Raw genomic sequence first — 19,435 nt, 5'->3', positions numbered from 1 at the left:
AGGCGCCGGGGCATCGGCGGCTTGCGCAGTGTCATCCGACCGCTCCCGACCGACGGGTCAGCGGCGTGCGGGCGGCCAGGCCGGCACCGCTGCCGTCGTTGATGACGTCCCGCTCGACCGCGCCGTCCACCAACTCGATCGTGCGGCGCGCGGTGCTCGCGGCCAGCTGCACATCGTGGGTCACCAACAAGATGGTCTGACCCTCGCTGTTCAGGTCCAGCAGCAGCCGGCGCACGTCGTCGGCCGAGCTCGAGTCCAGCGCGCCGGTGGGCTCGTCGGCCAGCAGCAGCGCCGGCTTGTTCATCAGGGCCCGAGCCACCGCGACCCGCTGCCGCTGACCGCCGGACAGCCGCTGCGGGTAGGCCCTGGCATGCCGGTCGATGCCCAGCGAGCCGAGCAGCTCGATGGCCCGCCGCTTCGCTTCACCCTTGCCCATCCCGGCCAGCTGCGCCGGAACCATGACGTTGTCCAGAACTGTCAGATCGTCGAGCAGGTTGAAGAACTGGAAGATCATGCCGATCGAGGCCCGGCGGTACTTCGCCGAACCGGCCTCACCGAGCTGGTCCACGCGGGTGCCGTCGACGGTGACACTGCCGCTGGAAGGCTTGTCCAGACCCGCGACCAGGTTCAGCAGCGTCGACTTGCCACTGCCGGAGGGCCCGAGGATCGCCACGCACTCACCGGCCGCCACGGACAAGGTCACACCGGCCAGCGCGGGCGGGCCGTCATCGTATTTCTTTGTCGCGTCCTGGAGATCGATCATGGGTGCATTCGTCATGGCCATGAACCTAGGAACCGATCGTGATCCCTCGCGTCGGACGGCGGATGTCACCTCCCCCGCGGGCCATCGGCCCGGGGGCGTACCCGCGTACATCCCCGGGGCGACGCGCAGAGCCGACGCCACTGAATACGATCTCCGTGTGGAAGAGCTTCTCCAGCGTCTCTCGACATCGAAGCGCGTGACCTGGCTGATGTCACAGTCCGTGGTGCTGGCCATCGCCGGCTTCTACGCGCTGATGCTCGCCTTGACGACGCCGAGCCCTGCCGACGGCCTGTTCCGGTTCCCCGACCTCGGGCGCTACCAGACGACGGGTCTCTGCGTCGTGCTCGCCCTTCCGATCCTGCTGGTGCGCCGTCTGCCGGCGGCCGTCTTCGTAGCGGTCCTGGGCGAATCAGCCCTCGGCGACGTTTTCGGCGCGCGGCCCTTGGTCGTGTTCATCCTGCTCGTCGCCTTGAGCGGGTACATCGCCGCCCGGCGGCCGAAGGCTGCCGCCGTCGGCTCCGTCGCGGGCGTCGCGGCCGCGTTCGTCAACGACATCTACGTCAGTGTCGGCGACGCGGTCCAGTGGGCCGGGTGGCTCGCGTTGTGGTTCGCGGTCGCGTGGGTCTTCGGAGGGGTGTATCGCAAGCGCCGTGAATACCTCGAATCCCTGCACGAGCAGACCGAGGCCTGCGTCGTCATGGCCGAGCGGCTTCGGATCGCCCGTGAACTGCACGACAGCGTCGCCCACAGCATCGGGATCATCACGGTGCTGTCGGGAGCGGCGGCGCGGGTCGTGGAGACCAAGCCCGAGCAGACGCGGCGGGCGCTGACCGGCATCGAGACCACCAGCCGGGAGACGCTCCTCGGGCTGCAGCGCATGCTCGGGGCGCTACGCCGCGCCGAGATGGACGACGCCATGCCGCCGGCCGCTCCGCTGGCGCCGGCCGGCAGCCTGGCCGACGTCCCGCTACTCGCCGAACGCACGGCCGACGCCGGAGTGCGGGTCCACGTGACCTGGCGGGGCGAGCAGCGCCCACTGCCGCCGGAGATCGAACTGTCGGCGTTCCGGATCATCCAGGAGTCGGTGACGAACGTGGTGCGGCATTCCGGGGCGCGAACGTGCCGGGTCGCGGTCGATTACGAGCCGGAAGGAGTGAGCATCGAGGTGGTGGACGAGGGGGACGACGGTCTCGGCGGGCCGGGCCGTCCGAGGTCCTCGGCGGCGACCGGCGGGAGCGGCTTCGGCCTGGTCGGCATGCGCGAGCGGGTGACGTTGCTGTCCGGCCAGTTCAGCGCGGGCCGGCGTCCGGAGGGCGGATTCCGGGTGGCGGCGAGGCTTCCGGCATGAGCGTGCGGGTGCTGCTGGTCGATGACCAGCCACTGATGCTGGTCGGGCTCGGAATCCTGATCGGCGACACCGACGACCTGGAGGTGGCCGGGGAGGCCGGCGACGGCCGCGAGGCGGTGCGCCTGGTGCGTGAGCTGCGGCCGGACGTCGTGGTGATGGACATCCGGATGCCGGGCATGGACGGGATCGCGGCGACCCGGCAGGCGACCGCCGAGCCGGACCCGCCCAAGGTGCTGGTCCTGACGACCTTCGACGACGACGAGTACGTCTACGGCGCACTGCGCGCCGGGGCCAGCGGATTCCTGCTCAAGAGCATGGCCCTGAACGCGATCCTGGACGCGATCCGCGTGGTGGCGGCCGGTGACGCGTTGATCGCGCCGAGCGTGACCCGGCGGTTGATCGCGGACTTCGCCGGAACGTCCCACCCCGCGGCCCCCGAACCGGACGCCGAGCCCGCCGCGGACTCGAGGCTCATCGCGGGGATCACCGACCGGGAGCGCGAGGTGCTGGCACTGGTCGGACAGGGACTGTCGAACGCCGAGATAGCCGAGCGGTTGGTGATCAGCGTGGCGACGGCGAAGACGCATGTCGCGCGTCTGTTCGCCAAGCTCGAAGCCCGGGACCGCGTCCACCTGGCGATCATCGCCTTCGAGGCCGGACTCGTGCCGCGTAGACGGTAGAGCAGGATGAGAAGAACGATCGAGACCACGAGTTCACCGCGTTCCCGATGCGCCGGCACACGCACCTGGCCGCAGCGGGATTCGAGTCGAGGTTGTCCAGGAAGTCACGGACCCCACCTCGTGCCTCCCCGGGCGGCGGCGCGAGGGAAAGATACTCCCCGAAGCCCTGCTCGCTGATGCGCTGCACCCCGCGTTCGGCCACCACCAGCTCGTCCCGCTCGACCCGCACCTCGGCGAGCTGCTTCACCAACTGCTCCCCCAGGAGATCCAGGCCAGTACGTCGCGCGGCGATCCGCTCCAGCATCACGGCATCCGCCCTCATGACGTCGGCAGCCGCAGAACTGGCAGTGCGGGGGCGCGAGCTCGTGAGTACGGTCCACCGAGCGGTTGGAGCCGGGATCCGGCTCCGTGGCGGGTACCGCCCGCACCCGGAGGTGTCCGGGTGCGGGCACCCTGTGTCCGTACCGACCTGCTTCGCCCCCTCCCCTGCCCACTGCTCCGGACGCCTTCCTTCGGAGCGGGGCCTCGGTGATGGGTTCCGGGATCGATCGTGCCGGCGGCGGCTCCCCCTCCGTGCCCCGTGGGTGCGTCGTCAGCGCGCCGGAGTTGCGGGCGTCTGCTCGACGAGGGTGGCGGTGGCGCGGTCGAGGAACTCGCAGAACCGGCGATGCTCGTCGGCGCTGAAACGGTCGGTCAGGGCGCGTTCCAGCACGATGACTTCCCGGTAGGCCCGGTCGAGCAGGTCTCGCCCGGAGTCGGTGAGGGTGACGATCATGACTTTCGCGTGAGTCGCGGACGGCTTGCGGTCGATGAGCTCCTTGGCCCGCATGCCGTTCAAGACGGTCGCCATGCTCTGCTGGGAGACACCGCAGGCGCGGGCGAGTTGAGCACCGGACCGGCCGTCCGTGCGCGACAGGGCGAGGAGCACCGTGTACTGGGTCATGGTCAGCCCGTAGGTGCGCAGGACCGCCTCATGATGCGCCATGAGCGCCTGCTCGGCACGGCGGATGCGGGCGCACAGGTGTTCCTCGACGGGCACCTCGACCATGTCTCAACTTCCTTACTTGACTCAATTATCTGACACTCGCTAGGTTCGCGAGTATCAGGTTACTGAGTCGACACAGAAGGTTGAACCTCATGAGGGCTGTTGTCCTGGGTCCCGACAACCACTTCCGTACGGTCGAGTGCGCCAAGCCGGTACCCGGGCCGGGCGAGGTGGCCGTCCGGGTCTCCCATGCGGGCGTCCAATGGGGCGATGTGCTCGTGCGCGACGGGCACTTTCCCATCCCCCGACCGTTCGTGCCGGGCTTCGAAGCCGCAGGCCGGATCGCCGCGGTCGGCGACGGCGTGGACCCGAGCCGCATCGGGGAACCAGTCATCGCGCTGGTCGGCGGAGGCGGCTTCGCCGAGGTCGTGCTCGCGCCGGCCGCGCTGGCGATCGGCGCGGAAGGCGTCGACGCACGTACCGCGGCCGCGGCCGGATGGGTCGCCCCGACCGCCTACGACCTGATCAACACCATCACCGGGGTCGGGCCCGGGGACAGTGTGCTCATCCACGCGGCATCGGGTGGGGTCGGCACCCTGGCGACACAGTTCGCCGCCGCGGCAGGAGCCCGACGCATCGTGGGCGTGGTCGGCAACGCCGACCGGGCCGACTACGCCCGCCAGTTCGGCTACCACCAGCTGCTGACCCGGGAAGAGTTCCCCGGGGCCCTCGACGGGGAGTCCTTCGATGCGATCCTCGACCCGGTCGGAGGGGCCACCCGGGCTGCGAACCTGTCGCACTTGGCCCCGCACGGCCGGCTCGCCGTCTACGGCAACATCGCCACGTTCGAACCGGTCGCCGTCTCGACGAACGACCTGCTGACGAACGGGCAGTCCGTGATGACCTACAACAGCAACCTCCTGAGCCGGACCGCCCCGGCCCGGCTGGCGGCCAGCACCACCAGTGCACTGGCCCAGGTGGCCGCCGGCCTGATCCGCATCGACATCACCGCCGAATACGAGCTCGCAGACGTGGGGACCGCGATCGAGAACCTGGCGACAGGCGCCACACACGGCAAGAGCATCATCCGGATGCCGTGACCACGGCGACCGGCCGCTCCCGCAGCGGGCGGAGCCGCGGACTCAGGCGAGATCGCCGACGAAGACGATCTCTGCTGCCAGGAGAGTCCGCGCCCCAGCCACTGCCTTGAGCGGAGCATCTCCACAAAGTGCGGCATCCAGCATGCGGCACTGGTCGAGCGGATCCCGTACGTCGGCGAACCTTGCGATGGGCGACGTTGTCTTCTTCCCCGCCCATGAGCAGGGGACGGCCGGGGCGTCCGCGGTGCGGGACGACCAGGCCGGTGTCGACGCAGCCACCGTCGCCGGCACGGTGACGTTCTGGCCAGGCCCGAGTCGCGCCAGGCTGTGGCATCTTGCCGTCGTGCCTGGCGCCGGGCGGGCGGCGGCTGCCACCAGGCGCGTGTCCGCATCCGCGATGACCCGCACGTCCGCCGAGAATCGGTAGTTGGGTGAGGACGTGCCCACCGTGCGTTCGCGGACCGGGATGAGGGTGCCATCGACGATCCATGACCGATCGAATCCGTCCTGCGGTGCCCGGACGGGCCCGAGCGCGGCCAGCGGGCCAAGACGCTGGATTCCCCCCGGCAGACGGTGGTCGGCGAGATCCCGAACAGCGGCGCAAGCCGGGGGAGCCGGGCCTTTCGCGGGGGCTCAGGCGAGTACGGGATCCAGGAACGTGAGTGTGCCCGCGTCCGCGTCGAGCCTGGCCCGGGTACCGATGGGGAACGTCTGCTGCGGCACGCCGTGCCCGATGTCCGCGCCGACCAGGACCGGGATGCCGAGGTCGCCGAGCCTGTCCTGCAGCAGGTCCTCGACGCGCTCTCGCGTGCCGCAGCCCGTGAAGGTGCCGCAGACGATGCCGGCGGCGCCGTCGAAGTAACCGCTGCGACGCAGCTGGGTGAGGAACCGGTCGAGCCGGAACGTCTCCTCGTCCACGTCTTCCAGCAGGACGATGCCGCCGCGCGCGGGCTGCGAGGTGTCGGTGCCCAGGGAGCAGGCGAGCAGGGTGACCGTGCCGCCCAGCGTGACGCCCTCCGCGGTGCCGCCGCGCAGGGGGCGGGCGTCGGGGAAACGCAGGTCTTTCACGGAGGCCGGGTCGGTGAGCAGCGCGGCGAGCCCGTCGAAGTCGGCCCGTCCCGGCCGGAAACCCCGGATGGCGGGCATCGGCCCGAACAGCCCCGTCCAGCCCAGCTTTACCGCGACCGCCTCCAGCAGAGCCGTCACGTCGGAGAAGCCGATGACGGTACGTGGCGTGGGTGTGCCGACGGCGTCCCAGTCGATCAGCTCCAGGGTGCGCTGGGCGCCGTAGCCGCCGGACGCGCAGAAGACGGCGGTGAACGCCGGGTCGGTGAGCGCGGCGGTCAGGTCGCGGGCGCGCAGCGCGTCGTCACCGGCGAGGTACTCGCCGCCCGCCCGCGCGGAGGCGAACACCTCGGGCTGGAAGCCGAGCCCGCGCAGCGACTCCAGGCCGACCTCCAGGTTCTCCTGGTTGGGCGGTCCGCTGGCGGCGATGACGGCGACGTGGTCACCGGGCTTGGGCGCGACGGGGCGGATGAGCCCCTCGGGGGGCAGGGTGGGCATGTGGCTCCTTGAGATGGAGGGACGGTGTGCAGGATTTGCCCCGGCGGCCGGTGCTGGGCCTGGAGGGGCGGCACCGGCCGTCGGGGCGGTGGTCAGTGGGTGTTCAGGAACGCGGCGATGAGGGCCGCCCTGTCCAGCAGTGATGACAGCGAGGCATGTTCGTCCTCGCCGTGGGCACCGGCGCCCGCGGGGCCAAGACCGTCGACCGTCGGGATGCCGAGCGCGCCGGTGAGGTTGGTGTCGCCCGCGCCGCCGGAGGAACCGAGGGGCAGAGTCATGCCCACGGTGGAGGCGAGCGCGGTCAGTTCGGCCGCCAGGGGGTTGGCGGGCTCCATCGCCCAGGCCGGTCGGTGGGACAGCGTCTCGGTGGACAGGGCGGCCCGCTCCCGTACCGGGGTCGGTTCCAGCAGTGCGGAAAGCAGCGCCTGTTCGGTCTCGGGCGTGGCATAGCGCAGGCCGATCTCCGCTTCGGCGTGGTCGGCGACCACGTTGGCGCGGGTACCGCCGGTGATCGTGCCGACGTTCAGCGCGGCGTCGGGGAGGGCGGCAGCCGTCGCCCTCAGTCGGGCGAGCTGGTCCACGAGTTCGTCGATGGCCGAGACGCCGAGAGCGGCGTCGAGGCCGGCGTGGGCGCTGATCCCGCGCACGCTCAGCCGCACCCGGGCCACTCCGCGGCGGCCGATCTTCAACGCCCCTCCCGGCAGCGGTGGTTCGAGGCCGAGGACCGCGTGGGCGCCCTCGGCGTGCCGGGCCACAAGTCGGCTGCCGTCGGGGCTGCCGATCTCCTCGTCGTTGACCACCACGAGGCGTACCGGACGCCTGGGCGTGGCGCCCGTACGGGACAGCAGGTCCATGGCCAGTTCGACCGCGACCAGGGAGCCCTTCATGTCGAAGACCCCGGGGCCGGTGACCGTGTCGCCGTCCTCGGCCAGCGTGAACGGGCGCCGGGTGACGGTCCCGGCCGGGAAGACGGTGTCGCTGTGGGCCACGAGCAACGTGTGACCCGCGGACGGGCCGCCTCCCGCGTCGTCGTCCTCCGCCTCGCGGCCGTTCCAGTACGCCACCAGGTGGGCGCCGCTCGGTCCCGGCGGCTGCTCGACGCGGTGCGCGGTGGCGGCGAGGCCTGCGGCCAGTTCCCTGCCGAACACGGCTGCGCGGTCCGCGTCGCCGGACGGGGTCTCCAGCGCGACCAGGCGTTCCCAGCGTTCCAGTACCGGGCCGCCGAGGGTGCGGGCCAGGGCGAGGAGTTCGCCCGGCTCAGCCATAGCAGTTCTCCACGGCCGAGGTGACCACCCGGGTCAGGGCGCGGAAGCAGCGGATCGCCTCGTACATCGTCGGCAGCGTGAACCGCACGGTCAGCGGGTCGGTCTGGACGACGCCGGGGATGTAGCTCGCGGCGGGCGCCAGGTGGGCGGCGTCGAAGGACACCTCGTAGGTGTAGCCCTCGGTGGGCGGGGCCGCCGGCCGGGTGGAGGCGGGCAGCGCCGTGAGGCCCGCGCGGGCGGCCTCGGCGATGCGGGCGGCGCTCACCTCGGGCGGCAGGCAGATCGCGGAGTAGCGGTCCACGCAGGTTTTCACCACGGCGTGGGCGGCGTGCGGCGCCCAACCGCGGGCGTCCTCGCAGCACAGGTCGTCGCCGGTGACCAGGACCACCGGGACGCCGTACTCGTCGGCGAGCAACGCGTTCATCCGACCCTCGGAGGCCGGCTCGCCGTTGATCCGCACCGCGGTGATGGTGTTGGGCAGATAGGTGTGCGCGAGGACGCCCGGCTGGCCGGCCCCGGTGTGGTAGCCGACGAAGGCCACCGCGTCCGGGGAGCGGTCGATGCCCTCCATCATGCCGAGAGGCTTGTGCGTGCCGATCAGCAGCGTGGCCCGCTTGTCGAGCCGGTCGAGGAGCAGGTTGCGCTGGTCGGCGTGCGCCTCGTTGACGAGGATCTCGGTGGCGCCGGCGGCGGCGAAGCCGGCGATCGCGGCGTTGACGTCGGCGGTGAGGAACTGCCGGTTGTACTCCCAACGGGCGTGACCGGGCTCGCAGTCGTCGGGGAAGGTGACGCCGGTGACGCCCTCCATGTCGGCCGAGATCAGGATCTTCATGCTGCTTTCTCCTCAGGGGTGGCGAGACGGGCGCGGGGGCGGATGGTCCAGGTGCGCGTGGTGTACTGCCTCAGCTGGTCGAGGTCCACGTCGAGGCCGATGCCCGGCCGGGAGCGGGGCACGGCGACCATGCCGTCCACGGCGCGGATGGGCGGCGTGACGATGTCCTGCTGGTAGTACTTGTCGGAGCCGGAGACGTCCGAGGGCAGGGTGAAGCCGGGCAATCCGGCGAGCGCCAGGTTGGCGGCCCTGCCGATCCCGAACTCGTGCATCCCCCCGCACCACACCGGCACCCCGGCGTTCAAGCACAGGTCGTGCACCGTCTTCGCCGGGCCGAGTCCGCCGAGCCGGGACACCTTGATGTTGACGATGTCGGCCGCGGCCAGGTGCAGCGCGGTGCGCAGCACGTCCGGGGTGGTGATCGACTCGTCGAGGCAGACCGGGGTGTCCAGACGGGCGGCGAGCCGGGCGTGGGAGAGCAGGTCGGAGGCGGCGTACGGCTGCTCGATCATCAGCAGGCCGCGCCCGTCCAACTCCGCGAGCACCGCCTCCTGTTCGGGCTGGTAGGCGGTGTTGGCGTCGACCTGGAGGGTGACGCCGGGGAAGGCGTCCTGGACGGCGCGGACCGGTTCGAGGTCCCAGCCGGGGCGGATCTTCAGCTTGATCCGGCGGTAGCCGTCGGCGACTTGCCGGGAGACCTGCGCGAGGAGCGCGTCGATCGTCGGCTCGATGCCGAGGCTGACACCGGCCGGGACCGCGTCGGCGTGGGCGCCGAGCAGCTCCGCGAGGGGCTCGGCCCGCCGCTGCCCGTACAGGTCCCAGCAGGCCATGTCGAGTCCGGCGCGGGCGAAGTGGTTGCCGCTCACCTTGGCGGTCAGCCGGGCAGCGTCCTCGGGGTGGTTCCAGGGCCGTCCGAGCAGCATCGGGGCGAGGTACTCGCCCAGCACCTGCCAGCAGCTCCAGGTGGACTCGCCGCAGTAGTACGGGTCGGTCGGCGAGGCGCACTCGCCCCAGCCGACGCTGCCGTCCTCGGCGGTCGCGCGGACGACGATGTGCTCCAGGTACGACTTGCGGTGCGAACTGGTCTCGAAGGGATGGACGAGATCGAGCCGGACCAGCGCCAGCTCGATCTCGGCAAGGGTGACGGTCATGTGTGGGGTCGTCCTACCGTGCGGGGCCCGGGTCAGGGGCGGGGGGCCGTGCCGGGTGCGGCGGCACGGGGGATGAAGCGGTATGCGGCGAGACCGTCCGGCAGCCGTACGCAGGAGACGGCCGTGCGGTCGGCGAGCAGCCGGGCGAACGTGCGGGTGAGGCGGCCACGCAGCCGGGCGGCGCGCTCCGGGCCGCTCTCGGCGCGCAGCCGGTACCAGTCGTCGGGCAGGACCACGATCCGGTCGTCGCCGTCGTCGTACACCTGGCCGACGGTCCAACCGCCCGGCGGCCGACAGGGAGCGGGCGCGGCGGGCCGTGCCGGGGCGTCCAGGTGCCAGGAGGCGATGAAGCGGTCGGTGGACTCGCCGGTGGCGGCGCCGAAGCCCGAGGTGCCGTACATCGCGGGCTTCAACGCGTCCACCACCGCACCGAGCACGTCCAGGTTGAAGTGGGCGTTGCGGGTCTGCATCGGGTCGTACGCCCAGCGGATCAGCGTCGTTCCCGCGGCCAGGCAGCGTTCGCGCTGGCCGAGCTTCAGCAGCCGTCCGATGCCGAGGCCTTGTCGCTCGTGCGCCACCACCGCGAGCTGCGAGTACTGGTACAGGCGTGGGCCCTGCCCGTCGGTGCCCCGCTCGCGGGCGAGGAAGCTGTAGGTGAACCCCACCAGCTCCGCGCCGAGATAGGCGCCGACGACCAGGCCGCTGTTTTCCTGAAGGGCGGTCAGCAGGCGCGGGTTGAGGCTGCCGTCGTCGGGACGCAGCCCCATGACCCGCTCGTACAGCGCGACGCAGTCGGCCATCTCCAGCGGGCCGTCCACGTCACGTACGACCAGCGGCGCGTCCTGCCGGGTACCGGCCCCGGACGTCGGTGCAGCCGTCGGGTTCACGACGCGCTCGCGAGGTGACAGGCGGCCTGACCGCCCGCCGGCGCCTGTGCGGGGAGGACCGGCAGCGTCCGCCGGTCGCAGCCCGCCTCCGCGCGGCCCGCTGTGTCGAGACCGGCCCACACCGGGCAGCGCGGGTGGAACCGGCAGCCTCCGGGCACGGCCGTCGGGTCCGGCGGCTCGCCCTGGAGCAGCTGGGGCCGCCCACCGCGCCCGCCCTCCGCGGACACCACCGACAGCAGCGCCTTGGTGTACGGATGCGTCGGCGCGAGCAGGACCTCCTCGACGGTGCCCACCTCGACGATGCGGCCCAGGTACATCACGGCCACCCGGTCGGCGATGTTCCAGGCCAGACCCAGGTCGTGACTGACCACCAGGGAGGACAGGCCGAGGTCGCGGCGCAGGTCGAGGACGAGCTTGAGGATCTCGCCGCGTACGGAGGCGTCCAGCGAGGCCACCGGTTCGTCGGCGACGATCACCGAGGGCTCCAGCGCCAGCGCGCCCGCGATCACCACGCGCTGCTGCTGACCGCCGGACAACTCGTGCGGAAAGCGCGACAGGAACTGCTCCGGAGGGCGCAGCCCGGCCTTGGACAGGGCAGAGTGCACGCGCTGTTCGAGGCCGTCCTTCAGCCGGTGCAGCCGGGGACCCTCGGCGATCGCGTCGAACACGTTCTGGCGCGGGTTCAGAGCGCCACCGGGGTCCTGGAGGACGAACTGGACCTTGCGGCGGTGCGCCTTCAGCGCGCCGCTCGTGTAGCGCAGCGGCACGCCGTCGCACAGGACCTCGCCGGACGTGGGCTTGACCAGCCCGGTCAGGGCGCGTGCCAGGGTGGACTTGCCGCAGCCGGACTCGCCGATCAGGGCGAGGATCTCGCCGCGGCGCAGATGGAGGTCGACGCCGTCCACCGCCCTGGCGGGGCTGCGGCCGGCTCGGGGCGGGTAGGTGATGTGCAGGTCGCGGACCTCCAGCGCGGGCGCCGTGGCCGGGGTGGGTGCGGTGACCGCGCCGGTGGTGGTGACGGTCATGAGCGGGCTCCTTCCGCGGACGGTCCGGGCATGTCCGAGGCCGTGGAGACGTTCGGGAAACCGGGCAGCACCCGCAGGCACGCCGACTGCCGGCCGGGACCGGCCGGTCGCAGCTCGACCGGGGTGCTGTCGCAGACCTCGTGCGCGTCGGGGCAGCGGGCCGCGAACGGGCAACCCGAGCCGAGCGCGGCCAGGTCGGGCGGGTCGCCGGGCAGCCCGGCCGGCGCCCTGCGGGAGGCAGGGTCACCGATGGTGGGGAAGGCGCGGGACAGCGCCCGGGTGTAAGGGTGCCTCGGATCGTCCAGGACTTGCCGGGAGGGTCCGGACTCCACCAGCTCACCGGCGTACATCACCGCGAGCCGGTCGCACATCTGGCCGAGGACGGACAGGTCGTGGCTGATCATGATGACGCCGATGCCCTCGTCCCGCACCAGGTCCGACAGCAGGTCCAGGATCTGGGCCTGCACCATCACGTCCAGTGCCGTGGTCGGCTCGTCCGCGATGATCAGGTTCGGACGGCACGCCAGCGCCATCGCGATCATGATGCGCTGGCGCTGCCCGCCGGAGAACTCGTGCGGATAGCTGCGCATCCGGCGCGCCGGTACGCCCACCGACTCCAGCAGCTCGGCCGCACGGGCGTGGGCCTGCCTGCCGGAGATCCGGCCGCCCTCTTCGCCGGCCCTGCGGCCGTGCAGCAGGATCGGCTCGGCGAGCTGGTCGCCGATGGTGTGCACGGGGTTGAGGGCGGTCATCGCGCCCTGGAAGACGACGGATGCCTCCGCCCAGCGGACCGCCCGCAGCCGGCTCCACCGGGCGGTGAGCAGATCCTCGCCCTGGTACAGCACCTGGCCGGTGACCTCGGCGGCGGACGGCAGCAGCCGCAGCAGGCTCATCGCCAGGGTGGACTTGCCCGAGCCGGACTCGCCGGCCAGGCCGAGCGTCTGCCCGGCGTCCAGCGTGAGGTCCACCCCGCGCACGGCGGGCACCGCGCGCCCGCCGCCGCGGTAGGTGACCTTGAGGTTCCTGACCTCCAGCATCGCCTTCAACGTGTCTTCACCGACCTCGGATTGAGAATCGTCTCCACGGCGCGGCCGGTCAGGGTGAAGCCGAGGACGACGATCAGGATGGCGATGCCCGGCGGGTACAGGTACCACCAGGCGCCGGAGGTGACGGCGCCGCCGCTCAGCGCCGAGTTCAGCATCGCGCCCCAGGAGATGCCGGTCGGATCGCCCAGGCCGAGGAAGGTCAGGGTCGCCTCCGACAGGATCGCCGAGGCCACGGTCAGCGTGGAGGAGACCAGGATCAGCGGGGTGACGTTCGGCAGGACGTGCCGGAGCATCACCTGCGGCCCACCCGCGCCCAGTGCCCTGGCCCGCTCGATGAACGGCTTCGCCTCCACGGCGAGGGTCTGCGCCCGCACCAGCCGGGCCGTGGACGACCAACTGGTGATCGCGATGGCGATGGTGATGGAGGCGGTGCCCTGCCCGATCACTGCCGACAGCGAGATGGCGAGGGGCAGGCCGGGCAGCGCGATGAACCAGTCGGTGAGGTGCATCAGCGCCTTGCCGATCCAGCCGCCGTAGTGCCCGGCGATCAGGCCGACCGCGCTGCCGAGCACCACCGTCAGCACGGTCGCCATCAGACCGATGGACAGCGAGGAGCGGGCTCCCCAGATGACCAGCAGCAGGATGGAGCGCCCCTCCTGGTCGGTGCCGAGCGGGTAGCCGTCGGTGGGGGAGTGCAGCGAGGGCCCGTCCACCTTGATGACGTCGAGGTCGTTGTGGGAGATGAACAACGGCGCGCACAGGGCGAGCAGGGCGAACACGACCAGGATGCCGAGTCCTGCCACGCCGGAGCGGATGCGCAGGAAGGACCTGATGAAGCCGGTGAATCCGTTGTGGCGCGGCTTCGACGTGACCGGTGCGACCGGTGGCGCGGCGACCGGCGGGTCCGCCTTGGTGAGGGGTTCGTGGTGGGTCACTGGGCACGCACCCGGGGGTCGAGGAAGCGGTATACCACGTCGGCGAGGAGGTTCATGAGGATCACCGACGCGCTGAAGACGATGAACGTGCCCTGGAGCAGGGGCAGATCGGGCACCTTGAGAGCCTGATAGCTGAGCTGGCCCAGGCCCGGCCAGGAGTAGACGGTCTCCACGGTGATGGCACCGCCGAGCACCGTGCCCAGATGCATGAAGATCATGGTGACCGAGGGCAACAGGGCGTTGGGCACGGCGTGCCTGCGCCGTACGTCGTCGTCGCGCAGTCCCTTGGCCCGTGCGGTGAGCAGGTAGGGACTGCCCAACTCGTCGATGATCGACGAGCGCATGACGGACACGTACTGGGCGAAGACGACCAGGACCATGGTCAGGCAGGGCAGGACCAGGTGCTTGGCCACGTCGACGACGTGGTCCAGGCCACCGGTGATCGCCGGGTCGCTCATGCCGCCCGCCGGCAGGAAGCCGGGGAAGGGGCCGATGCCCACGCTGAACGTGATCAGCAGGATCATGCCGAGCCAGAAGGTGGGCACCGACCACAGTGTCAGCGATGCGCCGGTGACGATACGGTCCAGCCAACTGCCGTGCCGCCAGCCGGACCTGACGCCCAGCCAGAGGCCCAGCAGCACCGAGATCACGGTGGCGGTGCCCATCAGCAGCAGGGTCGGCCACAGCCGGTCGCCGATGAGCGAGCTGACCGGCTGCTGGAACTCCCAGGAGGTGCCGAGGTGCCCGGTCAGGGTGTCGGTCACGAAATGGAAGAAGCGCTCCGGCACCGACTGGTCGAGGCCGAGCTGATGGCGCAGCCGGGCCATCTGCGCGTCGCTGGTGGGACGGCCTCGGGTGATGGACTGGACGGGGTCGGCCGGCATCAGGCTGAACAGGACGAAGCCGATGACGAGCGTGACCAGGAAGCTGATCGCCGCGGCCACCAGCTTCGTGACCAGGTAACGCGCGAACCCGGAGCCCTTTGGGCGGCCGCCCTCCGGGGCGCCGGCGGGCTTGGCCGCGACGGCGCCGATGACGTCGATGGTGTCTGCCACGGTCTACTCGCGGTCGTCGGAGGAGGAGCGGCGACGCGCCAGGAACACACCGCCGGCGGCCAGGACGACGACCACGGTCACGGACACGCCGATCACGGTGCCGGAGCCGCTGCCGGAGGAGGAGGACGAGGCCTTCGCCGGGGTCGCGTCCAGGTACTGGTCGAAGGAGTTCTGCGCGGGGAAGGCGCCGGTGGAGTCCGCCTTGCCCGCCACGATGCCGTTCACCCGGTCGGTGCGGTACGCGGCGAGGCCGTTGGCGTTGTAGATCATGATGTTCTCGTTGGCCTTGTACAGGATCGCCTGCATCCGCCGGAGCAGATCGGCGCGCTGCTTGTCGTCGAAGGCACTCTGCTGACGCAGGAACAGGTCGTCGTAGTCCTTGTCGCAGAAGAACGAGTCCGTGCTGCCGCCTTCGCCCTTGCTGTCGGGCAGCGCCGCGCAGGTCTGGATGCCCAGCAGGTACGTCGGGTCCGGTCCGGTCGACCAGGAGTCCATCAGGATGTCCCAGTCGCCCTTGGCCAGATCGGCGTTGAGCTTGGAGGAGCTCATCGACTGGATGTCGACCTTGACCCCGATCTCCTTGAACCAGCCCGCGAGGTACGTGGAGACCTTGGCGTCCGCGTCGTCGTCGGAGTGGATGCCGAGGCGGAACTCCAGCTTGCGCTTGGACTTCGGGTCGACCCGGATCCCGTCGGAGCCCTTCTTGTAACCCGCCGCGTCGAGCACGGAGTCGGCCTTGGCCGGGTCGTAGCCGAACTTCTCGGAGCCGGAGGGCTGCCAGGCGTACTGCGGGAGGGACGGTGGCAGGTAGCTGGCGCCGACCTGCGCCAGGCCGTCGCGGACCCTCTTCACGATCGTGGCCCGGTCGATGGCGAGCGCCAGCGCCTCACGGACCTTGACATCGCCGAGCGCCGGGTGGCCGGTACCGATCTTCTTGCCGTCGCGGGTGCGAGCGCCCCCGTTCACCTCGATACCGTTCCAGCGGTTGCCGACCTGCTCGAACGCCTTCACCCCGGACTGGCTCCTGAGCGCCTGGTACTGGGTGGGGTTGAGCCCGCTGACGTAGTCGAGCTGACCCGATCGGAGCGCGGCCACGGCGGCGTCCGTGTTCTTGAACGCCTGCTGGATCATGTGGGCGTACTTGGGTGCGCCCAGCAGGAAGTCCTTGTTCGCGTCGAACTTGACGTACTGCTCGGGCTTGTAGTCCGTCAGCGTCCACGGGCCGTACCCGACGATCGGGAAGCTGTCGTTCTTGTAGTTCTTCAGATCCTTGACGTGCGATTCCCATATGTGCTTCGGCACGATCGGGATGCCCGACACCGGGATGCTGACCGAAAGCATCGTGGCCTGCGGCTTCTTGGTCTTGACGACCAGAGTGGTGGCGTCCGGTGCGCTGACCGAGGCGAAGTTGCCGACCAGCGAGCCGTTGGCGGTGGCCGCGGTGGAGTTCTTCATGATCAGGTTGAACGTCCAGGCGGCGTCCTCGGCCGTGATCGGCTTTCCGTCGCTCCACTTCAGACCCTTGTGGATCTTGAAGGTCCAGGTGAGTTTGTCGCTGGAGGTCGTCCAGGAGTCGGCGAGATACGGCTTGACGGTGCCGTCCTGCTCCACCCTGTCCAGGGCGGGGTAGATGCCCGAGAACACGTCCAGGCTGCCCGCGAAGTAGGCGAGGAACGGGTTGAGGGAGTCGATGCCGATGCCCGTGATCGGCATCCGCAGCGTCCCGCCGCCGTCGTCGGCCGAGGCGGCCGGCGCTGCGACGAGGCCCGCGGCGGTGCCGAGCAGCAGGGAGGCGGTCAGTGCGGCAGCCTTGCGGCCGGTTCTGCGCAAGGGGGTGGACGTGGTCATCGTGAACTTCTCCAGGATGTGCCGGCGGCCGGGGCCGCTAGGGGAATGGAGCGAGATACGAGTGCCGCCGCGCTGCGGGACCCGGTACGAACCGTGCGGGCATGCCAATCAATGCATAGTGCATCTATTGGGGTGTGCGGGTGGTGTGCGGGGGGTGCGGGATGCTGGTCGGTGGGGAGGTGGTGGGAAGAGCGGCCGGGCGGTTCAGGTGGTACGGGGCCCGGTCACCGGCCCGGGGAGGCGGCGAGCGGGTCACTGCGCAGGAAGTCCTCCAGCACCCGCACCCCGAACTCCAGGCTGCTCACCAGGACCTGCTCGTCGACGCCGTGCACGTACTGCCACGCGTCGAAGCCGGGCGGGGTGAGGCCGGGGCCGAAGCCGTAGCACTGGATGCCGAGCCGGGCGAACGCCTTGGCGTCGGTGCCGCCGGACATGATGAAGGGCAGGACCAGTGCCTCGGGGTCGGCCCGGCGCAGCGCCGCCGCCATCGCCGCGAACTCGCGCGACTCGTGGTCGGCGAAGACCGGGGCGGCGAAGCTGTGGAAGGAACGGGAGACGTTCTCGCCGAGCAGCGCGTCCACAGTGGCGAAGAAGTCCTCCTCCGCGCCGGGCAGGATACGGCCGTCCACGCCCGCCGTCGCCTCGCTCGGGATGACGTTGTGCTTGTACCCCGCCTTGAGCATGGTCGGGTTGAGCGTGTTGGCGACGGTGGCCTCGACCAGCTTCGCCGCCTCGCCCAACTGTGCCAGCGACACGGGGTCGGCCGGGTCGACCGTGATGCCCAAGTGGGCGCAGAGCCCCTCCAGCAGGGCGGCCACCGCCGGCACGATCCTGATCGGCCAGCGGTGTGCGGCGAGCGCGGCCAGCGCCCCCGCCAGGGTCGCGACAGCGTTGTCCGGACCGGGACGGGAACCGTGGCCGGCCGCGCCGCGCGCGGTCAGGTCCATCCAGGCGCTGCCGCGCTCGCCGACGGCGATCGGGTAGAGCCGGGAGGTGTCCGGCAGGTGAAGCGAGTAGCCGCCGGACTCGCCGATCGCGGTGGCCACCCCCTCGAAGAGGTCCGGATGCCGGTCGACGAGGAAGCCCGCGCCCAGCTCGCCGGTGTCCTCCTCGTCGGCAACGAAGGCCATCACGACATCGCGCGGCGGACGCACGCCCCGGCGCGCCCACGAGCGGGCGACCGCCAGCATCATCGCGTCCATGTCCTTCATGTCCAACGCGCCCCGGCCCAGGACCACTCCGTCGCGTATGTCCCCGCAGAACGGGTCGAAGCTCCAGTCGGCGGGTTCGGCCGGGACCACGTCCAGATGGCCGTGGACGAGCAGCGCGGGGGCGTCGCGGTTTTCGCCGGGGATACGGACCACCGTGCTGGCCCGGCGCGGGGCCGACTCCAGCACGACCGGCTCGTAACCGGAGTCGGAGAGCAGTTCGGCGGCCCACTCGGCCGCCTCCCGCTCACCGCGGGAGCTGCCTGCGCCGTAGTTGCTGGTGTCGAAACGGATCAACCGGGCGCACAGCTCGGTGACTTCGGAGGTCAGGGCGGCGTCCTCGGCGGTGGAGAGAGCGGCGCCGTCCTGACGGTGAGAGGAATCGTTCATGAGGAGGGGACCAGGTGCCTTCCAGGTGGCAGAGGCCGAGGGTGAACCTTCTGCCGCCGATGGCTCCGCGAGACGAAGGCGCGGAGGCGGGGGAACGAGTGGGACGGGGACGGGCAGGGGACGGTCACCGCGCGGGTGGGTGCCCGTCGCGGGGGGAAGCGGGGGAAGCGGGGGAGGCGAGGGAGTCAGGGGTGTCCGGGGGGCCCGTGTCGGGGGTACCACCGACGGCCCCTGAGGTCCCCGCACCCGGGTCGGCCGCCGGTCGGCCGAGGCCGTAGCTGCCCAGGGAGCGGAAGACCTCCGCCCGGCGCCGGCTGCGCCGGGCGGCACCCTTGGCACCGGCGGCGGCCAGGGCCGCCAGCACATGGGCCGCCGCCGTCACCGCCGTCGGCGAGTGGTGCGGCGACTCGCTGCGCGTGTCCACCGCCAGGACGTGCGAGGCGAAGGAGCAAACCGGGCTGGTGTAGCTGTCGGTCAGCGCGATCACCGAGGCGCCCAGCGCGTGGAACTCCCGGGCCACGTCCACCGTCAGGCGGCTGTAGTTGCGGAAGCTGAACACGACCAGGGCGTCGTCCGCGTGCGCGTCGCTGATGGCGTTGACCGCCGCGCCCGTCGCCGGCTGTACCAGGAACACGTCCCGCATGCTGCTGGTGAGGTCGCTGGTCAGCAGCGAGGCGTACCCGGCCGACTTCAGGTCGCCCAGCACCCACCGCCGCCGCGCCCGCAACAGGGCCGCTGCCGCCACCTCCAGAGCCCCGTTGGCCTGGAGATCCGTCAGCGTGCGGTGCAGGTTGTCCTCCTCCGCGGTGATCATCCGGCGGAGCGCCGACCGCTCGCGCGGCTCGGACTGAGGCTCGCGGCTGGTGAACCGCAGATCCGGCTCGGCCAGCCGCAGACCGACTTCCCGGGCCGCCAGCAGACGCAGGTCGTCGGTGGAGGCGACCCCGGCCGCCGCCAGAAGTCCGTCCAGGTCCGCGGCGGTCGCGTCGGCCGCGCGCAACAACTGACCCGGACGGCGTTCCAACGAGGCCGGGTAGTCCTCCGCCAGCACCGCGAACAAGCGCTGTGCGACGGGCCCGCACAGCTCGGCCGCCGCACGCAGCAGCTCGAGAGTCGGCGTCGGCGCCAGAGGACCGGTCACTGCTCACCCCTCCCATCCAGGGCAGCCCACATCCGGGAGTCCCGGTGTTGAGCCGCGTCTCTGCTGACAGTTAAACGGCGGTGTCAGATTGCTTGATCTAAGCGATGGGTGAGTCTTACTGTCACCGCATGACCTCGTCAAGAGTCACAGGGTCGGAAAACTCTTCGGCCGACTTCCCCAGCCCGGAACGGATCCCGCGTCGCTCCCCGGATG

Annotated in this window: 18 protein-coding genes; 3 read left to right on the top strand and 15 right to left on the bottom strand. The window is 71.2% G+C overall.

Annotated elements, in window-relative coordinates:
- Positions 1 to 31: 31 nt before the first annotated feature.
- The gene (locus QSK45_RS09090) at positions 32 to 784 is read right to left on the bottom strand and encodes an ABC transporter ATP-binding protein (RefSeq protein WP_395485226.1); all 753 of its coding nucleotides are present in this window, start codon (positions 782 to 784) and stop codon (positions 32 to 34) included.
- On the opposite strand from QSK45_RS09090, the gene QSK45_RS09085 reads away from it, so the two are divergent.
- Together QSK45_RS09085 and QSK45_RS09080 are read left to right on the top strand one after the other, a co-directional pair.
- Complete coding sequence (locus QSK45_RS09085) at positions 762 to 2,111, top strand: sensor histidine kinase (protein WP_285554978.1); 1,350 nt, start codon at positions 762 to 764, stop codon at positions 2,109 to 2,111. The genes QSK45_RS09090 and QSK45_RS09085 overlap by 23 nt on opposite strands.
- Positions 2,108 to 2,791, top strand: coding sequence for a response regulator (locus QSK45_RS09080; RefSeq protein WP_285554976.1), 684 nt, complete (start codon positions 2,108 to 2,110; stop codon positions 2,789 to 2,791). The genes QSK45_RS09085 and QSK45_RS09080 overlap by 4 nt, the downstream gene beginning before the upstream one ends.
- Here the strand turns inward: QSK45_RS09080 and QSK45_RS09075 are convergent.
- A complete protein-coding gene (locus QSK45_RS09075; protein ID WP_285554975.1) occupies positions 2,751 to 3,095 on the bottom strand; it encodes a hypothetical protein in 345 nt (114 codons plus the stop codon). The genes QSK45_RS09080 and QSK45_RS09075 overlap by 41 nt on opposite strands.
- Before the next feature lie 288 nt (positions 3,096 to 3,383).
- Entirely contained in the window at positions 3,384 to 3,839 is a 456-nt protein-coding gene (locus QSK45_RS09070) for a MarR family winged helix-turn-helix transcriptional regulator (protein WP_285554973.1), read from the bottom strand.
- A gap of 89 nt (positions 3,840 to 3,928) precedes the next feature.
- On the opposite strand from QSK45_RS09070, the gene QSK45_RS09065 reads away from it, so the two are divergent.
- The gene (locus tag QSK45_RS09065; protein ID WP_285554971.1) at positions 3,929 to 4,876 is read left to right on the top strand and encodes a quinone oxidoreductase family protein; all 948 of its coding nucleotides are present in this window, start codon (positions 3,929 to 3,931) and stop codon (positions 4,874 to 4,876) included.
- A gap of 633 nt (positions 4,877 to 5,509) precedes the next feature.
- Here the strand turns inward: QSK45_RS09065 and QSK45_RS09060 are convergent.
- The 12 genes from QSK45_RS09060 to QSK45_RS09005 all read right to left on the bottom strand — a co-directional run bounded on the left by QSK45_RS09060 (position 5,510) and on the right by QSK45_RS09005 (position 19,222).
- Positions 5,510 to 6,439, bottom strand: a complete 930-nt coding sequence (locus tag QSK45_RS09060; protein ID WP_285554968.1) for a S66 peptidase family protein — start codon at positions 6,437 to 6,439, stop codon at positions 5,510 to 5,512.
- Between the two features lie 92 nt (positions 6,440 to 6,531).
- Positions 6,532 to 7,704: a M20/M25/M40 family metallo-hydrolase gene (locus QSK45_RS09055; protein ID WP_285554967.1), complete on the bottom strand. Its 1,173-nt coding sequence runs from the start codon at positions 7,702 to 7,704 to the stop codon at positions 6,532 to 6,534.
- Complete coding sequence (locus QSK45_RS09050) at positions 7,697 to 8,536, bottom strand: M55 family metallopeptidase (protein WP_285554966.1); 840 nt, start codon at positions 8,534 to 8,536, stop codon at positions 7,697 to 7,699. The genes QSK45_RS09055 and QSK45_RS09050 overlap by 8 nt, the downstream gene beginning before the upstream one ends.
- Entirely contained in the window at positions 8,533 to 9,687 is a 1,155-nt protein-coding gene (gene menC / locus QSK45_RS09045) for an o-succinylbenzoate synthase (protein ID WP_285554964.1), read from the bottom strand. Before menC ends, QSK45_RS09050 begins: the two co-directional genes overlap by 4 nt.
- A 32-nt stretch (positions 9,688 to 9,719) precedes the next feature.
- Positions 9,720 to 10,574, bottom strand: coding sequence for a hypothetical protein (locus QSK45_RS09040; protein ID WP_285554962.1), 855 nt, complete (start codon positions 10,572 to 10,574; stop codon positions 9,720 to 9,722).
- On the bottom strand, positions 10,571 to 11,599 hold the full coding sequence (locus QSK45_RS09035; protein WP_285554960.1) for an ABC transporter ATP-binding protein: 1,029 nt from the start codon (positions 11,597 to 11,599) through the stop codon (positions 10,571 to 10,573). The genes QSK45_RS09040 and QSK45_RS09035 overlap by 4 nt, the downstream gene beginning before the upstream one ends.
- Positions 11,596 to 12,636 (bottom strand): ABC transporter ATP-binding protein, encoded by a 1,041-nt coding sequence (locus QSK45_RS09030; protein ID WP_285554959.1) that lies wholly within the window; start codon positions 12,634 to 12,636, stop codon positions 11,596 to 11,598. Before QSK45_RS09030 ends, QSK45_RS09035 begins: the two co-directional genes overlap by 4 nt.
- Before the next feature lie 5 nt (positions 12,637 to 12,641).
- Positions 12,642 to 13,580, bottom strand: a complete 939-nt coding sequence (locus tag QSK45_RS09025) for an ABC transporter permease (RefSeq protein ID WP_285554958.1) — start codon at positions 13,578 to 13,580, stop codon at positions 12,642 to 12,644.
- Positions 13,577 to 14,635: an ABC transporter permease gene (locus tag QSK45_RS09020; protein ID WP_285554957.1), complete on the bottom strand. Its 1,059-nt coding sequence runs from the start codon at positions 14,633 to 14,635 to the stop codon at positions 13,577 to 13,579. Before QSK45_RS09020 ends, QSK45_RS09025 begins: the two co-directional genes overlap by 4 nt.
- Before the next feature lie 3 nt (positions 14,636 to 14,638).
- Positions 14,639 to 16,483, bottom strand: coding sequence for an ABC transporter substrate-binding protein (locus QSK45_RS09015; protein ID WP_285554955.1), 1,845 nt, complete (start codon positions 16,481 to 16,483; stop codon positions 14,639 to 14,641).
- A gap of 224 nt (positions 16,484 to 16,707) precedes the next feature.
- On the bottom strand, positions 16,708 to 18,081 hold the full coding sequence (locus QSK45_RS09010; protein WP_285554954.1) for a M20/M25/M40 family metallo-hydrolase: 1,374 nt from the start codon (positions 18,079 to 18,081) through the stop codon (positions 16,708 to 16,710).
- A 124-nt stretch (positions 18,082 to 18,205) separates the two neighbouring features.
- Positions 18,206 to 19,222, bottom strand: a complete 1,017-nt coding sequence (locus QSK45_RS09005; RefSeq protein ID WP_285554953.1) for a MurR/RpiR family transcriptional regulator — start codon at positions 19,220 to 19,222, stop codon at positions 18,206 to 18,208.
- Positions 19,223 to 19,435 lie beyond the last annotated feature (213 nt).

Origin of the sequence: Streptomyces hygroscopicus subsp. hygroscopicus, from assembly GCF_030269125.1 — a bacterium.
Taxonomy (GTDB): domain Bacteria; phylum Actinomycetota; class Actinomycetes; order Streptomycetales; family Streptomycetaceae; genus Streptomyces; species Streptomyces hygroscopicus_C.
This window is presented reverse-complemented; position numbering and strand designations above follow the sequence as displayed.